Here is an 18909-nt window from a genome sequence, read left to right as displayed (position 1 = left end):
GCCCGGCTCTTCTCCAGGAGCCGGGCGTCCTCGTCGTCGTACGGGGTGGCGCGCCTCAGATGCCCTGCCACTGCGGCTTGTTGGCGAAGGTGTGCCGGAAGTACTCGGCGAGCTTCAGCTTGGACGCGGCGGCCTCGTCGACGACGACCGTCGCGTGCGGGTGCAGCTGGAGCGCGGAGGCCGGGCACACCGCCGCGACCGGTCCCTCGACGGTGGCCGCGACGGCGTCCGCCTTGCCCTCCCCGGTGGCGAGCAGCACCAGGTGCCGTGCCTCCAGGATCGTCCCGATCCCCTGGGTGATGACGTGATGGGGCACCTGCTCGATGTCGCCGTCGAAGAACCTCGCGTTGTCCACCCGGGTCTGCTCGGTCAGCGTCTTGATCCGGGTCCGCGAGCGCAGCGACGAGCACGGCTCGTTGAACCCGATGTGGCCGTCGGTACCGATCCCGAGCAGCTGGAGGTCCACCCCGCCGGCCGCGGCCAGCGCGCCGTCGTACTCCTCGCACGCGGCCTGCACGTCCGTGGCCGTGCCGTCCGGGCCGAGGAACGCCTCCATGCCGATGCCGAGCGGTTCGAGCACCTCCCGTCGCAGTACCGAACGGTAGGACTCCGGGTGGTCGGCGGGCAGGCCCACGTACTCGTCGAGCTGGGCGATCCGCGCCCGCGCGGTGTCCACGGCACCGGAGCGCGCCCTGGCCGCCAGCGCCTGGTAGATGGGCAGCGGGGTGGAGCCGGTGGCCACGCCGAGCAGGGCGTCCGGCTTGCGCCGCAGGAGCTGAGCCATGGCCTCGGCGATGAGCTCGCCGCCCGACCGGGCGTCCGCAACGATGACAACTTCCACGCTGGCCTGCCGTTCTGAGAGGGGCTCGGGGGACCCGGAAGGGCTATGTGGTTTAGACCAATCTAGGGGTCAATCTAACAGAGTCGGCAGCACCCGTCTTCGGGTGCGGGAGGCGCTGGGACGGACGGTGCCGGAGGGGATCGCGGAAAATGCCCCGCGCATCCGGCCCGCGCGGGAACCCGCACAGGCTAGGCTGCGTTGTGGATGTCAGAGCATCCAAATGCCCACAACAACAAACAGCCTTGCACGCATGGACACCCCTAGTGGTCTAGTCCACAATGGCAAGGGAACAGAACCAAGAACTTCCGTCTTCCCCGCACAGGAAGGCGGACCGAGGACCCGGAGCTCTCTGCCCTGACTGCCCCGGCTCCTCACCTTTCGGTCGACGGGACCGCACACCCCGCGGCCGATATTGCTCCGGGCTGCGGTGCCGGGAGGGCTGAGGGTCCCTCTCAGGCGCCGCGGCCCGCGGGTGTTTCCGGACCAGGGCCCCGTGCGGCCGGCCACCCGCCGCCGACGGGTTTAGGCCATGCACAGACCCGCGGGTACGCTCGCAGACGTGCCCTCCATGAACGAACTCGTACGCCAGCACACCGCACTCGACGACTCCGACCTCGAGTGGCTCCACCTGCTGGTCTCGGAGTGGCAGCTGCTCTCCGACCTCTCCTTCGCCGACCTGGTCCTGTGGGTGCCCACTCGCGACGGCGCCCGCTATGTCTCGGTCGCCCAGATGCGGCCGAACACGGGCCCGACCTCGTACCAGGACGACATGGTCGGCCACCTCGTCCCGCGCGGCCGCCGTCCCCTGCTGGACGCCGCCCTGGACGAGGGCCGGATCGTGCGCGAGGGCGACCCGGAGTGGCGCGAGGAGGTCCCCGTCCGGGTCGAGTCGATCCCCGTACGGCGTGAGGGCCGCGTCCTCGGGGTCATCGCCCGCAACACCAACCTGCTCACCGTGCGCACTCCGAGCCGCCTGGAGCTCACCTACCTCCAGAGCGCCTCCGACCTCGCGCAGATGATCGCGGCCGGCTCCTTCCCGTTCCCCAACCAGCAGATGGACATGGACGCGGCCCCGCGTGTCGGCGACGGCCTGATCCGCGTCGACGGTGACGGCATCGTCCAGTACGCCTCCCCGAACGCGCTGTCGGCCTACCACCGCATGGGCCTCGCCTCCGACCTGGTCGGCCAGCACCTCGGCCTGACCACCGCGGAACTCGCCCCGACCCGGGGTCCGGTGGACGAGGCGCTCGCCAAGGTCGCCAGCGGCTGGGCGCCCCGCGAGTTCGAGATCGAGGCCAGGGACGGGGTCATCCAGTTCCGGGCGATCCCGCTCAAGCCCAAGGGCACCCGCATCGGCGCGCTCGTGCTGCTCCGTGACGTCACGGAACTGCGCCGGCGCGAGCGCGAGTTGATCACCAAGGACGCGACCATCCGGGAGATCCACCACCGGGTGAAGAACAACCTCCAGACGGTGGCGGCCCTGCTGCGTCTGCAGGCCCGGCGTATCGAGTCCGCGCGCGGCCGGGAGGCACTGGAGGAGGCGGTCCGCCGGGTCGGCTCGATCGCCATCGTGCATGAGACGCTGTCTCAGAACCTGGACGAGCGGGTGGAGTTCGACGAGATCGCCGACCGCGTGCTGGCGATGGTCGCCGAGATCTCCCCGGGCAAGGTCGCCGGCCGGCGCAGCGGCCGCTTCGGCATCCTGGACGCCGAGGTCGCCACCCCGTTGTCCATGGTCCTCACCGAGATCCTCCAGAACGCCCTGGAGCACGGCTTCGTCGAGGGCGACACCGGCACGGTCGAGGTCTCCGCCGTGCGCGGCGGCACCACGAAGGAGGGCCGCCTCCTGGTCACCGTCCAGGACGACGGCGTCGGCCTGCCCGACGGCTTCGACCCGCACACCTCGGGCAACCTCGGCCTCCAGATCGTACGGACGCTGGTGGAGGGCGAGTTGGGCGGCACCTTCGACATGGTCCCGGCGCCGGAGCGCGGGACGCAGGTGATCCTGGACATCCCGGTGCGCACGCGGAAGTAGCGGGCGGGCACCGGACGGCGCGGGCGCACAGCAAGAAGCCCCGGACCGTTCAGGGGTCCGGGGCTCGAATGCTCGTTGGCAGCGTGTGCTGCGCATCGGGGGTACTGCGCGCTGCGGCTCGGGGGCGGGAGATGCGTACTCGCTGTACGCGCCGCCAAGCTCAGGCTCGCGGGGCGGGTGTTGTCAGGCGGTGGCCTGACGGGCCCGGTTGCGGGCGGCGCGGCGCTTCATTGCGCGACGCTCGTCCTCGCTGAGGCCACCCCAGACGCCGGAGTCCTGGCCGGACTCGAGCGCCCACTGCAGACACTGCTCCATAACCGGGCAGCGACGGCAGACGGCCTTGGCTTCCTCGATCTGCAGCAGCGCAGGACCGGTGTTGCCGATGGGGAAGAAGAGCTCGGGGTCTTCCTCGCGGCAAACGGCGTTGTGACGCCAGTCCATGGCTGCTACCTCTCCTTGGTATTACGTGCAAGTTGCTTGTGAATGTGAACGCTTTCACGAATCCCTCAACAAGTGAAGGGCCCACCAGCCAGTTGCCCGGCGCGGTCCTGTTTTTTGAAGAGGGGTTCCGGTGATCAGTGGATGCCGATGTTGCGGGCTGTCCCGATCGCCAGATAGAGACTCGCAAACCTCAGCGGCGGATACAACCCCTACCGGAAAGTTTTTTTTGATTCCTCGGTGTCGACTAGGTCACAGCCGTACTTCCATGGGGTGGATCCTGGCCTAAACGTTCGAGTGAAAGGACTTCCGCCCTTTCTGCTCACACAATCACACGCAGTGCACGGCGTACGCCTGTGAACGTCACGCTTGTTCGGAGCCCCAGGTGGTCACCGTCCATCTGAAGGGGCAAGGGGACCTTCGAATGCAAGGTGAACCGGTCCAGATCGTGCAATGAGACCGCATGCCTGCCGTGCGGGCCCCGCTCGGGGGACGAAGTGAGCAACTGGGTGCCATATCGGGCGACCGAGGCCGTGGACAGACGGCTGAGACCGAGTACGTCGAGCCCGGTATCGAACGAGGCCTTAGGTGACGCGTACACCGGGCGATTGCCCAGATAGGTCCACGGAGCCGTGTTGCAGACTATGGACAGCACCAAATCGGTCACCGGGTCCGCACCCGGCCGCTCCAGGGTGATCGACCCGTGCCGGCGCTGTGACTCACCCAACAACTGGCGCACGGCCTGGCGTATGTAAAGAGCGTGGGTGGATCTCCTGCCGCGCTCGCGCTGCTGCTCCACCCTTCCCACCACTCCGGCGTCGAAGCCGAGCCCGGCGTTGAACGTGAACCAGCGCGAGGGCACCGCCTCGTCCTCCGTGCCAGGTGTGCCGGCGGCCAGGCCGAGGCCGACCGTGCGCTCGCCGCCCTCACGCAGGGCGTCCAGCAGTGCGCCGGTGGCCTCCACCGGGTCGTTGGGCAGCCCCAGGGCACGGGCGAAGACATTGGTGGAGCCGCCGGGGACCACCGCGAGGCCGGGCAGTTTCTCCGGGTCGGGACCGGCGTGCAACAGACCGTTGACGACCTCGTTGACCGTGCCGTCGCCGCCGAGGGCCACCACCAGGTCGACGTTCCCGCTGTCCGCGGCCTGCCGGCCCAGATCTCTCGCGTGCCCCCGGTACTCGGTGGTGACCGCCTCGAGCTTCATCTCGCTCGCGAGCGCGTGGATGAGAACGTCGCGCGTCCGTGCACTGGTAGTGGTTGCCGCCGGATTGACCACGAGAAGTGCACGCATGAGTTGCAGCGTACCTACTGGGTGGTACCGGGCACAGGCCAGGTGGGGATCGGGTAAGAGATCACGGAGTGAGCCTCGACACGAGCGCCACGCCCGTGCGCGTGGGCGGCCCGGGGCCTGATCGAGGGTGCGGGCTACCCTTCAGGAGTGAGCAGTGACCAGACTCCCGCCGCCCCGGAAACCGCAGCCGCCCGCCCGCGCCGGCTGACGTACGCCGCCGCGCTCGTCGCCCTGGAAGGGCTGGCGCTGGTCGTCGGCGGGGTGTGGATGCTCGCCCTGGGGATCGGCGGCGACCCGGACGACCGTCAGCAGGCCGTCACCGGTGGGGTCACGCTGATCGTGCTCGCCCTGCTGCCGCTGCTCGCCGCCCGTGGCCTGCTGGGCCTGCGCAGCTGGAGCCGGGGGCCCGCCGTCATCACCCAGATCATGGCGCTGCCGGTGGCCTACAACCTGCTGCAGGCCGACAGCATGGCGATCCCGGCGGGCATCGCGCTCGCGGCCACCGCCATCGCGGCGCTGGTCCTGCTGGTCAACAAGGAGACGACCCGGGCCCTCGGGATCCGGGGGCCCGGCCGCGCGTCGGAGTAGCCGCCGCTGCCGCGCCGGTCCGCTCCGTCATTCCTCGACGAGCAGCTTCTCCCGCAGCTGGGCCAGCGTGCGGGCCAGCAGGCGCGAGACGTGCATCTGCGAGATGCCGACCTCCTGCGCGATCTGCGACTGGGTCATGTTGCCGAAGAACCGCAGCAGCAGGATCCGCTTCTCGCGCGGCGGGAGGTCCTCCAGGAGCGGCTTGAGGGACTCCCGGTACTCGACGCCCTCCAGCGCCTCGTCCTCCGCGCCGAGGGTGTCCGCGACCGCCGGCGACTCGTCGTCGGTGTCGGGCACGTCCAGCGAGAGCGTGGAGTACGCGTTGGCGGACTCGAGGCCCTCCAGGACCTCCTCCTCCGAGATCGCCAGTTTCTCGGCGAGCTCGTGGACCGTGGGGGAGCGGCCGTGCTGCTGCGACAGCTCGGCCGTCGCCGTGGTCAGTGCCAGGCGCAGCTCCTGGAGCCTGCGCGGCACCCGCACCGCCCAGCCCTTGTCGCGGAAGTGCCGCTTGATCTCGCCGACGACCGTCGGGGTCGCGTACGTGGAGAACTCCACCCCGCGCTCCGGGTCGAAGCGGTCGACCGACTTGATCAGACCGATGGTGGCGACCTGGGTGAGGTCGTCCAGCGGCTCACCGCGGTTGCGGAAGCGCCGTGCGAGGTGCTCGACGAGCGGCAGATGCATGCGGACCAGCTGGTTGCGCATGTCCGCGTACTCGGCACTGCTGCTCTCGAGCTTGCGCAGCTCGACGAACATCGCCCGTGCCCCGCTGCGGTCCCCCGGGGCGGGGGTCGCCGGTGGTTCGTGCCGCGCGCCCGGCACGCTCTGTTCGCCGTCTCGCTCGTGCTCGCTCATTGTCCCGCCCGTCGCCCTCTGTCGAGCCCTCACCTCTGCTCGGCCCGGGGGCGAGCCCCCGATCCGCCTCTCCCGAGGCGAGCCCTGCGCGGCACCTTCCGGCAGGCCCGCCTGCGTGGAGGCCGAGTCGTCCTCCGGATGCGGCCGGGCCTGCTCGGGAATGCCGTCGATACCGTCCGCCATGCGTCGGGAACCGTCCGGAGAGACTGGAATCTCGGCGTTCTCGGCCGGCAGCTCCCGTGTGCCGCGCTCTTCGTCCCGCACCGGCCCGTCCCCGTTCCTCACGCCGGCCCGGGTCCCGCGCCGCGTTGTTTGTAGAGGCTGATCGTCACGGTCTTGTCCTCGTCGACGGCGGAGGACACCTTGCCCGCGAGGGCGGACAGGACGGTCCAGGCGAAGGTGTCCCGTGAGGGGGCGTGTCCGTCCGTGGTCGGCGCGGAGACGGTGACTTCGAGCGAGTCGTCGACGAGTCGGAACACGCAACTGAGTACCGAGCCGGGCACGGCCTGCTGGAGCAGGATCGCGCAGGCCTCGTCCACCGCGATGCGCAGGTCCTCGATCTCGTCCAGGGTGAAGTCCAAACGGGCCGCGAGGCCGGCCGTGGCCGTCCGCAGCACCGACAGGTAGGCACCCGCAGCCGGCAGCCGGACTTCGACGAAGTCCTGGGTCGCGGGCTCGCCTGCGATCTGGGACACCCTCACCTCCAAGGTGGTACAAGCTTTTCGGGGCCGAGGGTCGCCCCCCGGGGTAACGCGTGTGTCGTGCAGCGGTGACGCTATCGCGCTCTGAAGTTTCCTGTCCCGGGACCCCAACCCCCTGGCGTCACTCACAGTAAAGCTGTGAACACGCTCCGTGTCTAGAGGTCTGTCGGCCCAAATGGGAAGAGGGCGCGCCGGGTTGACGTACCCAGGGGTCAGATGGTCGAACCGTACCCGCCGGACGGCCGGGACGTCTCATGAGTTCAACGGTCGCACCGCCTCAGAAGTTCACGAGCGAACGGGTCGTACGAGGACCGGCCGTACGTGACATGGTCTCCTCATAGGAGGACATGGTCCACGAAACACCAGCGCCAGTTCTCGCCGGGTTCGAAGGTCCGCATCACCGGATGGCCCGACTCCTTGTGGTGCTCCGTCGCGTGCCTGCTCGGCGAGGAGTCGCAGCAGCCGACGTGGCCGCACGTCAGACAGAGCCGAAGCTGCACCGGGTGGGTGCCGTCCCGCAGACACTCCGAACACGTCTCGCCGAGCGGGACGGGTTCGGGGTGGGGCAGCGCGTCGGCGTGCGTGCACTGTTTCATGATTGCCAGATTACGACGGCCGTGCGGACGACCGCGCGAAGAACGAGGGCGGGCGAGACATGGACGTGATGCCACTGCTGTTGCTGGTGGCCGGCAGCGCGGCGTTCGCGGCGGCGGCGCGGCGCACGCCGGTGCCCGCGCCGCTGCTGCTGGTGGCGGTCGGCCTGCTGGTGTCCTACCTGCCCGGGGTGCCCGACTACACCCTGGACCCGGACGTCGTGCTGCCGCTCCTGCTGCCCCCGCTGCTGTACACGTCGGCCACCGACAGCTCCTACCTCGACCTGCGCGCCCAGATGCGGCCGGTGGCCCTGCTGTCGGTCGGGTACGTGCTCTTCGCGACCCTCGCGGTCGGCTGGGCCGCCTACCTGATCGTCCCCGGGCTGCCGCTGACGGCGGCTCTGGTGCTGGGCGCGGTGGTGGCGCCGCCGGACGCGGTCGCGGCCACGGCGGTGGCGCGCCGGGTCGGCCTGCCCTCACGGATCACCACGATCCTCCAGGGCGAGTCGCTGCTGAACGACGCCACCGCGATCACCGCCTACAAGGTGGCCCTCGCGGTCGTGGTCGGCGAGGGCGCGTCCTGGGCGGGCGGTGTCGAGGAGTTCCTGGTGGCGGCGGTCGGCGGGACCGCCGTCGGCCTGATCCTGATGGCCCCGCTGCACTGGCTGCGCACCCACCTCAAGGAGCCCCTCCTCCAGAACACGCTCTCCCTGCTGATCCCCTTCGTCGCGTACGCGGCCGCCGAGCAGTTCCACGCCTCCGGCGTCATCGCCGTGGTCGTCGTCGCGCTCTACCTGGGCCACCGCGCGTGGGAGGTCGACTTCGCGACCCGCCTCCAGGAGGAGGCCGTGTGGAAGATGGTCGCCTTCGTCCTGGAGTCGGCGGTCTTCGCGCTGATCGGCCTCCAGCTCCCCGTCGTCCTGAAGGGCCTCGGCGCCTACGAGGGACTGGACGCCGCCTGGTACGCCGTCGCGCTCTTCGTAGTGGTCGTGGCGACGCGCTTCCTGTGGGTGTATCCGGCGAGCTTCCTGCCCCGGCTGCTGTCGGCGCGCATCCGCGCGCGGGAGGAGAACCCGACCTGGCGGGGGCCGATCGTCATCGCCTGGGCCGGCATGCGGGGCGTGGTCTCGCTCGCCATCGCCTTCTCCATCCCGCTCACCGTGGACCACGGTGACGCGCCCTTCCCGTACCGCAATCTGATCCTCTTCCTCACCTTCACCACGGTCATCGGAACCCTGGTGGTGCAGGGACTGACCCTGCCCCCGCTGATTCGCCTCCTGCGGTTCCCCGAGGCCGACCCGCAGGCCGCGACGCTCGCCGAGGCCAACGCGCAGGCGCAGGCCTCCCGGGTCGCCGAGGAGCGCCTGGACGAGCTCCTGTCCGACGAACGCAACACCTTGCCGCCGCCGCTCGCCGACCGGCTCCGCAGCGTCCTGGAGCGGCGCCGCAACGCCGTCTGGGAGCGCCTCGGCCAGGTCAACCCGGTCACCGGCGAGACCGCCGACGACGTGTACCGGCGTCTGTCGCGCGAGATGATCAGTGCCGAGCGCGAGGTGTTCGTCCGGCTGCGGGACAGCCGCCACATCGACGACGAGATGCTGCGCACGCTGCTGCGCCGACTGGACCTGGAGGAGGCGGCGGCCTACCGGGAGACGGCGTAGGCCTGCCGTACGCGGGCACGCGTGCGTGTACGCCCGGCAACGGCCCGCCTTCATCCGTGCTCCCCGGCCTCACGGGAACGGGCGGCCTGTGATCACACCCGTCACCGTGGTTCCACGCGGGAAGGCGCCCTCCTCGGCGAGGACGACAAGGCCGTAGAGCGACTTGGCGACATAGAGACGTTCCACGGGCACGCCGTGGCGTTGCTCGAAGTCCGCCGCGAAGGTCTCGAGGGCGGGGGGCACGCGGGCGTACCCGCCGAAATGGAAGCGCTCGTCGAGCCACCACTCGCCCCGCCGGCCACCGAAGGCCTCCTCCTGGAGCGCCTGTATCCCGTCCGCCAGGAACCCGCCCTTGAGGACCGGTATGCCCAGGGCCCGCTGGCCCGGGGCGAGCCCGGCGGCCAGGCCGGCGAGCGTGCCGCCGGTGCCGCAGGCGAGGGCGACGACGTCGGTGCGGCCCCGCAGCTCCTCGCCGAGCGCCCGGCAGCCGCGGACCGCAGCCGCGTTGCTGCCGCCCTCGGGGACGACGTACGCGTCCGGTGCGCCTACCGCGTCCAGGAGCGTCCCGAGTACGTCCGGTTCGGTCTTGCGGCGGTACGTCGAGCGGTCCACGAAGCGCAGGCGCATGCCGTCGGCCGCGCACCGGGCCAGGGAGGGGTTCAGCGGCCGGCCGGCCAGTTCGTCGCCGCGCACCACGCCCACCGTGGGCAGCCCGAGGAGCCGGCCGGCGGCGGCCGTGGCCCGCAGGTGGTTGGAGTAGGCGCCGCCGAAGGTGAGGAGCGTCCGCCCCGCCGCCCGCTCCAGGTTGGGCGCGAGCTTGCGCCACTTGTTGCCGATCAGCTCGGGGTGGATCAGGTCGTCCCGCTTCAGCAGCAGCCGCACGCCGTGCCGCCCGAACCGGTCGTCGGACACTTCCCGGAGGGGAGACGGCAGGTTCGGGCGCAGGTCGGTCACCCACTCATTGTCGAACACCGTTCGGTGAAACGTGCCTGTTCCCAACCCCCGGTTGATCCATTCCCGCTCTTTCGGGTAATAGCACGAGCACACTCCGTGATGGAAGGCTTGCCGCGTGAACGAAGTGCACCGGCGCAGTTCGGCGCCGGTGCACGGATCGGGAGGGCATTTCTCATGTCGGTAGGCGAAGAGGTCCGCACGGATTCGGGCAAGCCGCAGCAGAGTCTCGGCACCGCGGCCGCGCGGAACCTGGCCACCACGACCAAGTCCGCGCCGCAGATGCAGGAGATCAGCTCCCGCTGGCTGCTGCGGAATCTGCCCTGGGTGGATGTGCAGGGCGGTACGTACCGGGTCAACAGGCGTCTGACGTACGCGGTGGGCGACGGCCGCATCACGTTCGTCAAGACCGGCGACCGGGTCGAGGTCATCCCGGCGGAGCTGGGCGAACTGCCCGCGCTGCGCTCCTACGAGGACGAGGAGGTGCTCGGGGAACTCGCCCAGCGCTGCCGCCAGCGGGAGTTCGGCCCGGGCGAGGTGATCGCCTCCTTCGGCAGTCAGGCCGACGAGGTCTACCTGCTGGCGCACGGCCGTGTCGAGAAGGTCGGCAACGGTCCCTACGGGGACGACCAGGTCCTCGGCATCCTCGCCGACGGCGCGTACTTCGGCGACCAGGCGCTGCTCGACGGGGACGCCATCTGGGAGTACACGGCCCGCGCCGACACGGCCTGCACGGTGCTGGTCCTGGCCCGGCAGGACGTCGAGCAGGTCGCGGAGCGCGCCGACACCCTGCGCGGGCACATCCAGCAGCTGCGGGCGATCCCCGAACAGCGCACCAACAAGTACGGCGAGAAGGAGGTCGACCTCGCCGCGGGCCATGCCGGCGAGCCGGACATTCCCCACACGTTCGTGGACTACGACGCCCGGCCGCGTGAGTACGAACTGAGCATCGCCCAGACCGTCCTGCGCATCCACTCGCGCGTGGCCGACCTCTACAACCAGCCGATGAACCAGACCGAGCAGCAGCTGCGGCTGACGGTCGAGGCGCTCAAGGAGCGTCAGGAGCACGAGCTGGTCAACAACCGCGAGTTCGGGCTGCTGCACAACTGCGAGTACGACCAGCGGCTCCAGCCGCACGACGGCGTGCCCAGCCCGGACGACCTGGACGAACTGCTCAGCAGGCGGCGCGGCACCAAGATGCTGCTCGCGCACCCGCGCGCGATCTCCGCCATCGGCCGCGAGCTCAACAAGCGCGGACTCGTCCCCGAGACGATCGACGTCGGCGGCAACCGGATCCCGACCTGGCGCGGGGTGCCGATCTACCCGTGCAACAAGATCCCGGTCAGCGCGGCCCGTACCAGCTCGATCATCGCGCTGCGTCTGGGTGAGCAGGACCAGGGTGTCATCGGCCTGCGCCAGTCGGGCATCCCGGACGAGATCGAGCCGAGCCTGTCCGTGCGGTTCATGGGCATCAACGAACAGGCCATCATCAAGTACCTGGTCACGGCCTACTACTCGGCCGCGGTCCTCGTGCCGGACGCGCTGGGCGTCCTGGAGAACGTCGAGATCGGCCGCTGGCGGTGACTTCCGCCACCAGGCGGCACCGGAGCGGGGCGCGCGGAAGGCGGGAGTCCATCGGCAGCCAGGGCGACAGCGGTCCGGGACCGGCCGACGGGCACGAGGCGGCGGTCATCCTGGAGCGCTCCCGGGCGTCGGTCGACCCCGAACTGCGCGCGGCCATCGACTCGTTGCCCGGCTCGATGCGCCGGGTCGCTCTCTACCACTTCGGCTGGGAGCACGTGGACGGCACCCCGGCGGCGGGCAACGCGGGCAAGGCGATCCGCCCGGCCCTGGTGCTCGCCGCGGCCACCGCGCTCGGTGGCCCGGCGGCCCGCGCGGGGGCCCTGCGGGCGGCCGCGGCGGTCGAACTGATCCACAACTTCACGCTGTTGCACGACGACGTGATGGACCGGGACACCACCCGTCGGCACCGCCCCACCGCCTGGACCGTGTTCGGTGACGCCGACGCGATCCTCGCCGGGGACGCCCTGCAGGCCCTCGCGCTGGGGCTGCTGGCCGCGGATCCGCATCCCGCGTCCTCGGCGGCCGTCGGCCGGGTCGCGGCCTGTGTGGTCGAACTCTGTGCCGGCCAGCAGGCGGACACGGCCATGGAGAAACGCGGCCCCGCCGACATCACCCTCGACGAGGTGCTCGTCATGGCCGAGGCCAAGACGGGAGCGCTGCTCGGCTGCGCCTGTGCGGTGGGCGCGCTGTACGCGGGAGCGAGTGAGGAGGACGTGGGCGCGCTGGACGCGTTCGGCCGGGAGGCCGGGCTCGCCTTCCAGCTCATCGACGACGTCATCGGCCTATGGGGAGACCCGCGGCAGACCGGCAAGCCGGCCGGTGCGGATCTCGCCGCCCGCAAGAAGTCCCTGCCGGTGGTCGCCGCGCTGACCTCCGGCACCCCGGCGGCGGGCGAACTGGCCGAGCTGTACGCGGGGCCCTACGAACCGGCCGACCTGGACCGCACGATGCTGGCCGTCGAACGGGCCGGCGGCCGTGAGTGGGCGCAGGAACAGGCGGCCGACCGTATGTCGCGGGCGATGCACGAACTGGCCCGGGCGATCCCGGACCCGGAGTCGGCCGGCGGGTTGCTCTGTCTGGCGGAGTTCGTGACCCGTCGCAGCAACTGAGTCCTCCGCCACGGAACCGGTGGGGACCGCGGGCCGCTCCCGGCCGGGCGCGCGGCTCCCCGCGCCCGACCGGGGCCCGGAATCCCCGGCGGCGTGCGGTCCTGACTGCACACGGTCACGGGGCTCCGGCCCGACGGGTTCCGCACATCCCCAGGGTGTGCGGAACCCGCCGCCGTGCGGCCCATGCGGGCTCCTCACCCCCGGCCGGCACCACCGTCGCCACGATCCGCTCGACCAGCCCCTCCGGCACCCCCACCCCCGGCAGGACGCCGTCCAGGACGCCCGGCAGGGTCAGGTGCTGCTCCAGGATCAGCCCGAGCATCGCGCGGTACAGGACGACCACGGTTCACCTGTGCGGCGGCTCCCGGCTGACGGGCGAGCTGTCCGACGAGATCGACGAGCTCGTGATCAAGACGTACCCGATTCGTCTACGGCACCGGCATGCCGATGTTCGGAGCCGGCTTCGACGTCGCCCGCCTCACGTTCGGCGGGGTGCGCTCGTTCGGCAACGGCGCGGTCGTACGGACGTACGACAGGGAACGGTGACGTACGGCGGGGAGCGCTCGCGGCCCGGCCGCCCTACTCTGTAGGGCATGGACCGGGAACAACGCGTCTGTCCCTCCTGCGGGCAGCCTGTACAGTCCGTCGTCCAGCGCTACAAGACGCTGGGGGCGTGGGTTCCGCGCTGGGTGGCGGGCCCGTGTCACAACCCGCGGTGCGAGGCCTACGTGGAACCGGGCGCGCACCACCACGTCGCCGAGACCGAAGGGGAACCCGGGGCCCCCGCGGCCCCGGCCTCCTGACCTCAGTGGGCTACGGGAGCCGCCTGCGTGCCCGCTTCCCGCTTTCCGGCAGTGGCCGCCCGGGGTGACAGCACCCGCTCCGCCAGCAGCCCGAAGACGAGCCCGAAAGCGGTCCACAGGGTGAGCTGGATCGCGAGGGCCGCGAGGCGGAACTGCCAGAGCAGCGTGGCGGAGAAGTCCTTCGGGACCTCGTTGACAGCCGGCAGGAACACGTAGGCGAGACTGACGGCGAGGACGAAGAACGCGCCCGCCGCGATCGTCGCGTTCCATGTGCCCAGGCGTGGCGCGAGCCGCTTGCCCAGGATGACCGTGGCGACGGCCAGGAGCACGCTGAGCACCATCATCAGGAAGTACAGCGTGGTGCGCCTGCCGATGGTGTCGGGGTCACCGACGGAGGGCGGGTTGGCCGGGTACTTCAGGAACGGCACCACATAGACGGCGAGCAGACCCGCGGCCGACAGGAGCAGCGCGCTCGCCCGGGGGCCGAAGCGGCCGATCCTGCCGAGCGCGAAGCAGTAGGCGAGGGCGGCGATGCCGCCGAACGCGACGCCGTAGACGAGAACGCCGGTGGCCAGGCCACCGGTGGACTGCATCGTGCGGGAGACGAGTTCCACGCCGTGCTCATGGGCGTGGGAATGGGAGTCCTCGTAGGCGATCGCCGAATCGACGCGCGGTTCGCCCACGAAGTAGGCGACGGCGAGGGCGAGCAGTCCGGCGGCGAGGCCGGCGAGCATGCCGCGGACGAGGAGATTCCTGACGATTGCGGAATTCACGGTGTCCGGTTCCCCGTCAGTGGCAGGGGAAGCCGAGCAGGTGGCGGGCGTCGTGGACCCACTCGTGGACGTCCTCGCCGGACACCACCGAGGTGGCGCCCTGTTCGGCGCCGACGAAGTAGAGCAGGACCATCATCAGGATGCCGAAGAAGACCGCCCAGGGGACGATCGCCCCGATCGGCAGCTTGGCGGGTACGGCGGTGGGGCCGGCGGTCGGCTGGGCGACGGTCTGCGCCATGGCAGAACCTCCTCGGGAGTTCGCGTCCCATCTCGGTGGTGCACGTGACGACGGGTGCGGGTCTGACTTGCTCGACGCTCACCACCCGTGAGGGGATGGCTCCTGCCGGCTTACAGTGGCGCGACCGTGCCGGATTCCCACCGGACTTCCGCCGTACCGTCGTCAATGTCGCGCAGAACGTACCGCGTGGCGGCTGCGCGGCCAAGGGCGCATGGGGCGGCGCAGATGCGCAAAGACCACTCACGCCCTCCCAACGGCCTTGCCTCGCAGCCGAGTTGGCGCGTGAAAGAGAGGGAGTGGAGATTGCCGAACAGCCGAGTGACCTTGATCTCACCAGCGCTCTCGCCCGCCCTGCGCGAGGCGCGATTCGACGACGGCAGCGGCGAGTTGGACGCCGCCGGGGTGCGCCGGGCGCGGTCCGCCGCGGCGGGGCTGCCCGGCGCGGACCGCGCGGCGGCCTCCCCCTCCACGCGCTGCCGTCGGACCGCCGAGGCGCTGGGCCTGTCCGCGCCCGAGGCGCCCGCGCTCGCCGCACTCGACGTGGGGCGCTGGCGCGGGCGCAGCCTCGCCGAGGTGACGGCCGCCGAGCCGGACGCCGTGGCGTCCTGGCTTGCGGATCCGGCGCTCGCCCCGCACGGCGGGGAAACGGTGCGGGGGCTGTGCGACCGGGCCGGGGCATGGCTGGAGGACACCGCCCGCGCTCCGGGGCGAGTGATCGCCGTGGTGGAACCCGACGTCGTACGAGCCCTGTTGGTCCGCGCGCTGGGCCTGCCGGAACCGGCCTTCTGGCGCCTGGACGTACGCCCGCTGACCGCCGTGGACCTGAGCGGCCGGGCGGGCCGGTGGAACCTCCAGGTGGGGACGCCGCTGGGAGACGCTCCGTAGCCGGAGGGGAAGATCCCCGTCAATCCGTCAATCCGTCAATCCGCCACTCCGCGCGCTGCGTGACGGTCCCCGGCGCACACGGAGAGACTCGTCCGGCATGCCGCATCCGGTATGCGGTTGCTGGGCGGGGGTGGCGGCCGGCGGCCAGGCAAAGGGCGGTGGTCAGTTGTCAGCGGTCGGTGGGGAGGGCTGGGGGACGGGTTGCGGGAGGCCGCCTGTCTTCGCGTCGCGGCCGGTGAGGCAGTACAGGCCGCCGGTCGGGTCGCGCATCACCGTCCAGTGGGGATGCCGGGCCACGACGAGCGCGCCGAGCTCCTCGTGCCGGGCGCGTACGGCGTCGATGTCCGGGCCGCAGGCCAGGTCGAGGTGGGCGCGGACGGCGCGTTCCGCTTCGATCCGCTGGAGCAGGATGCGGACCGGCAGCCCCGGCGGCTGCTCGATGACGTGAAACTCGGGACGGGAGCCGGGCCGGGACGACCAGTCGGGCAACAGGGCGCTCCAGAAGGCGACTTCGGTCGCGAACGCCGACGGTGGGACGTCCACGCAGATCTGGTCCAGACGGGCGCCGGCCACCACGGGCGGCCGCACGGACTCACCGTGCCACGGCACCACGCAGAACAACTGCCCGGCGGGGGAGCGCAGTACGGCCCAGCCGTCGTGGGCGGCGGCCGTCTCCGCTCCCGATTCCAGTGCCGTCGCGACGAAACCGGGCACGTCCTGGACGGCGAGGTCGAGATGCGCACCGCCGTCGCCCTCCGTGACCGCCTGGGCCTTCACGCAGGGGTCGGCGCCGGCGCTCCCCGGCGGCAGCAGGGTGACGAACTCCCCCTTCTCACCCCTGGGTTCGGACGGGGCCGTCCCCGTGACGGCGGTCCAGAAGTCGCACGCCCGCTCGAAGTGCGGGGCGGGCCGGTCGGCGAAGACGTAGGACCAACGGACCGGTCGGCTCATCAGGGCCGCTCCATGAACCGCAGCATGTTCCCGGCCGGGTCCCGGAAGGCGCAGTCGCGCACTCCGTACGGCTGGTCCGTCGGTTCCTGGAGCACCTCGACGCCGGCCTCCTGCACACGCGCGTGCAGCGCGTCGCAGTCGGCGGTGGTGAAGATGACCCCGCGCAGCACACCCTTGGCGAGCAGCCGCGCCATCGCCTCCCGGTCGGCGGGGGAGAAGTCCGGGTTCGCGCCCGGCGGCTCCAGCACGATGTTCACGTCGGGCTGGAGCGGCGACCCGACGGTCACCCATCGCATCCCCTCGAAGGAGACGTCGTTGCGGACTTCGAGACCCAGCACCTCGACGTAGAAGTGCAGGGCCTTGTCGTGGTCGTCGACGGCGACGAAACACTGGTGGAGTTTGAGGTCCATGGGGTCCAGCCTAGGCGCGTCGGCCGCGCCGCGGGCGGGTGTACGTCCGGGCCACGCACGCCGGGATCACCGCGCCGGCCTCGTGCGACCGTGCCCGGTAGGCACTCGGGGTCTCGCCGACGAGCTCGGTGAAACGGGAGCTGAACGAGCCGAGCGAGGTGCAGCCGACCGCCATGCAGACCTCCGTCACGGTGAGGTCCCCGCGGCGCAGGAGGGTCTTGGCGCGCTCGACCCTGCGGGTCATCAGGTAGCCGTAGGGCGTCTCGCCGTAGGCCTCGCGGAAGCTGCGCTGGAAGTGGCCCGGGGACATCAGCGCGGTGCGCGCGAGCGCGGAGACGTCGAGCGGCTCGGCGTACTCACGGTCCATCCGGTCGCGCGCCTGCCGCAGCCGCACCAGGTCCTCGAGGGTCACGGGCCCAGCATGGCACGAGGACGGCGTGCGGGGGATGAAGAACCGTGCGGGGGATGAGGAACCGTCGGGGGAAGGAGACCGCACCCGGACCGTCAGGGACGCCGTGGTCGGCGGCCTGCGGGCCGGGTGCGGGCAGATCGACCAGGCGACTCAAGGAATCGCAGGTCAAGCGGCATGATCGAAGATCAGGCCTTCTTGGTCTCCCAGAAGATCTTGTCGATCTCGGCGATGAGCTCCAGGGCCTTCTCGCCGGTCTTCGGGTCCGTCGAGGCCTTGGCGGCCGACAGGGCCTTCAGGGTGTCGTTGACCAGCTGGTGCAGCTGGGGGTACTTCTCGAAGTGCGGCGGCTTGAAGTAGTCGCTCCACAGCACGGAGACGTGGTGCTTCGCGAGCTCGGCACGCTGCTCCTTGATGACGGTGGCGCGCGCCTGGAAGTGCGGGTCGTCGTTGGCGGCCATCTTTTCCTGGACGGCCTTCACCGACTCCGCCTCGATGCGGGCCTGGGCCGGGTCGTACACACCGCAGGGCAGGTCGCAGTGAGCGCTGACCTTGACCTTGGGGGCAAACAGGCGGGAAAGCATGGAGCGTTCCTTCCTCGTGATCGTCTTCTCAGGTGGGACATTACTCCCTGAGGGAAGCCTTTTCGCGGGTGCCCCCATGGGCTTAGGACAAAAGTCCGGGGTCAGACTGGGACTGGTGGAGGAACGGACCGGGGAGGTGCCGGCGATGCCGGAGCTGTCGCACGAGACCGAGCGCGCGAAGTCGGCCGCGCTCTTCGGACTGGCCGAGGTGACCGGCCCGTCCATGGTGCCCACGCTCTACCACGGGGACCGGCTGGTGGTGCAGTACGGCGCGCGGGTCCGGCCCGGTGACGTCATCGTGCTGCGGCATCCCTTCCAGCAGGACCTGCTCGTCGTCAAACGGGCCGCGGAGCGCCGTGAGGGCGGGTGGTGGGTCCGCGGGGACAACACCTACGCCGGCGGCGACAGCACCGACTACGGGACGGTGCCCGACGAGCTGATCCTGGGCAAGGTGCGGCTGCGCTACCGCCCGCTGAAGCCGGATCAGCGCTCGCCGCTGGCGGTGGTGCGCTGGGCACTCTCGGCGGCCAGGCCCGTGCCGGCCGTCCGGTCCGCCTCCAGGCGCTTGCGCGCGCGGTAGGCGGCCACGTTGGCGCGGGTGGCGCAGCGGTCGGAGCAGTAGCGCCGGGAGCGGTTGGTCGAGGTGTCGAGGTAGGCGTTGCGGCAGGGGCCGGCCTCGCACAGGCCCAGACGGTCGACGCCGTACTCGGTGAGGTGGAACGCCAGGCCCATGGCCGCGATGGCCGCGTAGCCGGCCGTCGCGTTCGACGGGTGGTCTGCCAGGTGCATGTGCCACAGCGGGCGGCCGTCGTCGTCCCGGAAGTCGTGGCCGGAGATCTGGGGGCTCACCGGGAACTCCAGCAGGAGCGAGTTCAGCAGGTCCACGGCGAGGGTCTCGTCGCCGCCGTCGGCCGCCTCGAAGACGGCGCGCAACCGGGCCCGGACCGAGCGGAACCGGGTGACGTCCGCCTCGGTGGTCCGACGGGCCGCCGACTGGTTGCCGCCGAAGAGGGCGCGTACGGCCTCGACCGAGGTCAGCGCGTCCTTGCCCCGGGCCGGCTCCTCGCTGTTGACGAGGCGCACGGCGTAGTCCGAGTAATAGGCCAGTTCCACTTGTAGTCCTTACGGGGGCGCTCTATGGTCGGGGTGCGGGCGGGGTAACGGCCGTTCGTGCTTCCAGGGTATTACGCGACGAACGCGACGGAGGGT

Annotated in this window: 21 protein-coding genes, 2 pseudogenes and 1 riboswitch; of the genes and pseudogenes, 8 read left to right on the top strand and 15 right to left on the bottom strand. The window is 71.1% G+C overall.

Annotated elements, in window-relative coordinates:
• Window positions 1-55: 55 nt before the first annotated feature.
• On the bottom strand, window positions 56-841 hold the full coding sequence (gene nagB, locus ACFWBB_RS34125; protein ID WP_385280386.1) for a glucosamine-6-phosphate deaminase: 786 nt from the start codon (window positions 839-841) through the stop codon (window positions 56-58).
• Window positions 842-1409: 568 nt separating this feature from the next.
• Here nagB and ACFWBB_RS34120 point away from each other — a divergent pair.
• Window positions 1410-2876, top strand: coding sequence for a sensor histidine kinase (locus ACFWBB_RS34120; protein ID WP_385280401.1), 1467 nt, complete (start codon window positions 1410-1412; stop codon window positions 2874-2876).
• A gap of 183 nt (window positions 2877-3059) precedes the next feature.
• Here ACFWBB_RS34120 and ACFWBB_RS34115 read toward each other — a convergent pair whose 3' ends face one another.
• Both ACFWBB_RS34115 and ACFWBB_RS34110 read right to left on the bottom strand, forming a co-directional pair.
• Window positions 3060-3317 (bottom strand): WhiB family transcriptional regulator, encoded by a 258-nt coding sequence (locus ACFWBB_RS34115; protein WP_006380970.1) that lies wholly within the window; start codon window positions 3315-3317, stop codon window positions 3060-3062.
• A 319-nt stretch (window positions 3318-3636) separates the two neighbouring features.
• The gene (locus ACFWBB_RS34110) at window positions 3637-4605 is read right to left on the bottom strand and encodes a diacylglycerol/lipid kinase family protein (RefSeq protein WP_385280383.1); all 969 of its coding nucleotides are present in this window, start codon (window positions 4603-4605) and stop codon (window positions 3637-3639) included.
• A gap of 147 nt (window positions 4606-4752) precedes the next feature.
• On the opposite strand from ACFWBB_RS34110, the gene ACFWBB_RS34105 reads away from it, so the two are divergent.
• Complete coding sequence (locus ACFWBB_RS34105) at window positions 4753-5193, top strand: hypothetical protein (RefSeq protein WP_385280380.1); 441 nt, start codon at window positions 4753-4755, stop codon at window positions 5191-5193.
• Between the two features lie 27 nt (window positions 5194-5220).
• On the opposite strand, the gene ACFWBB_RS34100 is transcribed toward ACFWBB_RS34105, so the two are convergent.
• The 3 genes from ACFWBB_RS34100 to ACFWBB_RS34090 form a co-directional block, all read right to left on the bottom strand.
• The gene (locus ACFWBB_RS34100) at window positions 5221-6312 is read right to left on the bottom strand and encodes an RNA polymerase sigma factor SigF (protein ID WP_385280377.1); all 1092 of its coding nucleotides are present in this window, start codon (window positions 6310-6312) and stop codon (window positions 5221-5223) included.
• A 17-nt stretch (window positions 6313-6329) separates the two neighbouring features.
• Window positions 6330-6743: an anti-sigma regulatory factor gene (locus ACFWBB_RS34095; protein ID WP_020130755.1), complete on the bottom strand. Its 414-nt coding sequence runs from the start codon at window positions 6741-6743 to the stop codon at window positions 6330-6332.
• 341 nt (window positions 6744-7084) lie between these two features.
• Window positions 7085-7345 carry a UBP-type zinc finger domain-containing protein gene (locus tag ACFWBB_RS34090; protein WP_385280373.1) on the bottom strand — a complete coding sequence of 87 codons (261 nt, stop codon included), beginning with the start codon at window positions 7343-7345 and terminating at the stop codon, window positions 7085-7087.
• A gap of 59 nt (window positions 7346-7404) precedes the next feature.
• On the opposite strand from ACFWBB_RS34090, the gene ACFWBB_RS34085 reads away from it, so the two are divergent.
• A complete protein-coding gene (locus ACFWBB_RS34085; RefSeq protein WP_385280398.1) occupies window positions 7405-9003 on the top strand; it encodes a Na+/H+ antiporter in 1599 nt (532 codons plus the stop codon).
• A 69-nt stretch (window positions 9004-9072) separates the two neighbouring features.
• Here ACFWBB_RS34085 and ACFWBB_RS34080 read toward each other — a convergent pair whose 3' ends face one another.
• Window positions 9073-9957, bottom strand: a complete 885-nt coding sequence (locus ACFWBB_RS34080) for a 1-aminocyclopropane-1-carboxylate deaminase/D-cysteine desulfhydrase (RefSeq protein ID WP_385280369.1) — start codon at window positions 9955-9957, stop codon at window positions 9073-9075.
• Window positions 9958-10131: 174 nt separating this feature from the next.
• Here ACFWBB_RS34080 and ACFWBB_RS34075 point away from each other — a divergent pair, with 174 nt between their 5' ends.
• Together ACFWBB_RS34075 and ACFWBB_RS34070 are read left to right on the top strand one after the other, a co-directional pair.
• Window positions 10132-11538 (top strand): family 2B encapsulin nanocompartment shell protein, encoded by a 1407-nt coding sequence (locus ACFWBB_RS34075; RefSeq protein WP_385280367.1) that lies wholly within the window; start codon window positions 10132-10134, stop codon window positions 11536-11538.
• Between the two features lie 50 nt (window positions 11539-11588).
• Complete coding sequence (locus tag ACFWBB_RS34070) at window positions 11589-12647, top strand: family 2 encapsulin nanocompartment cargo protein polyprenyl transferase (RefSeq protein WP_385280395.1); 1059 nt, start codon at window positions 11589-11591, stop codon at window positions 12645-12647.
• Window positions 12648-12849: 202 nt separating this feature from the next.
• Here ACFWBB_RS34070 and ACFWBB_RS34065 read toward each other — a convergent pair.
• Window positions 12850-12993 (bottom strand): annotated as a pseudogene (locus ACFWBB_RS34065) (TetR/AcrR family transcriptional regulator); the annotation flags it as partial.
• On the opposite strand from ACFWBB_RS34065, the pseudogene ACFWBB_RS34060 reads away from it, so the two are divergent.
• Window positions 12992-13193 (top strand): annotated as a pseudogene (locus tag ACFWBB_RS34060) (dihydrofolate reductase); the annotation flags it as partial. The pseudogenes ACFWBB_RS34065 and ACFWBB_RS34060 sit on opposite strands and share 2 nt — an antisense overlap.
• 259 nt (window positions 13194-13452) lie before the next feature.
• On the opposite strand, the gene ACFWBB_RS34055 reads toward ACFWBB_RS34060, so the two are convergent.
• Entirely contained in the window at window positions 13453-14223 is a 771-nt protein-coding gene (locus ACFWBB_RS34055; protein WP_385280364.1) for a CbtA family protein, read from the bottom strand.
• Between the two features lie 16 nt (window positions 14224-14239).
• Window positions 14240-14461, bottom strand: coding sequence for a CbtB-domain containing protein (locus ACFWBB_RS34050; protein ID WP_385280361.1), 222 nt, complete (start codon window positions 14459-14461; stop codon window positions 14240-14242).
• A 60-nt stretch (window positions 14462-14521) separates the two neighbouring features.
• Window positions 14522-14611: riboswitch (cobalamin riboswitch) on the bottom strand.
• Window positions 14612-14764: 153 nt separating this feature from the next.
• On the opposite strand from ACFWBB_RS34050, the gene ACFWBB_RS34045 reads away from it, so the two are divergent.
• Window positions 14765-15346 carry a histidine phosphatase family protein gene (locus ACFWBB_RS34045; RefSeq protein ID WP_385280358.1) on the top strand — a complete coding sequence of 194 codons (582 nt, stop codon included), beginning with the start codon at window positions 14765-14767 and terminating at the stop codon, window positions 15344-15346.
• 162 nt (window positions 15347-15508) lie between these two features.
• Here the strand turns inward: ACFWBB_RS34045 and ACFWBB_RS34040 are convergent, their stop codons facing one another.
• The 4 genes from ACFWBB_RS34040 to sodN form a co-directional block, all read right to left on the bottom strand.
• Window positions 15509-16297, bottom strand: a complete 789-nt coding sequence (locus ACFWBB_RS34040; RefSeq protein WP_385280355.1) for a VOC family protein — start codon at window positions 16295-16297, stop codon at window positions 15509-15511.
• Entirely contained in the window at window positions 16297-16707 is a 411-nt protein-coding gene (locus ACFWBB_RS34035; protein ID WP_385280352.1) for a VOC family protein, read from the bottom strand. Before ACFWBB_RS34035 ends, ACFWBB_RS34040 begins: the two co-directional genes overlap by 1 nt.
• A gap of 10 nt (window positions 16708-16717) precedes the next feature.
• Window positions 16718-17119 (bottom strand): helix-turn-helix transcriptional regulator, encoded by a 402-nt coding sequence (locus tag ACFWBB_RS34030; protein WP_385280350.1) that lies wholly within the window; start codon window positions 17117-17119, stop codon window positions 16718-16720.
• 185 nt (window positions 17120-17304) lie between these two features.
• Entirely contained in the window at window positions 17305-17700 is a 396-nt protein-coding gene (gene sodN, locus ACFWBB_RS34025; protein WP_020130742.1) for a superoxide dismutase, Ni, read from the bottom strand.
• 145 nt (window positions 17701-17845) lie between these two features.
• On the opposite strand from sodN, the gene sodX reads away from it, so the two are divergent.
• Window positions 17846-18280, top strand: a complete 435-nt coding sequence (gene sodX / locus ACFWBB_RS34020; protein WP_385280392.1) for a nickel-type superoxide dismutase maturation protease — start codon at window positions 17846-17848, stop codon at window positions 18278-18280.
• Here sodX and ACFWBB_RS34015 read toward each other — a convergent pair.
• On the bottom strand, window positions 18184-18813 hold the full coding sequence (locus ACFWBB_RS34015) for a CGNR zinc finger domain-containing protein (RefSeq protein ID WP_385280346.1): 630 nt from the start codon (window positions 18811-18813) through the stop codon (window positions 18184-18186). The two genes, sodX and ACFWBB_RS34015, sit on opposite strands and share 97 nt — an antisense overlap.
• Window positions 18814-18909: the final 96 nt, after the last annotated feature.

The sequence above is a fragment of the Streptomyces sp. NPDC060000 genome (assembly GCF_042737375.1).
Taxonomy (GTDB): Bacteria; Actinomycetota; Actinomycetes; order Streptomycetales; family Streptomycetaceae; genus Streptomyces.
This window is presented reverse-complemented; position numbering and strand designations above follow the sequence as displayed.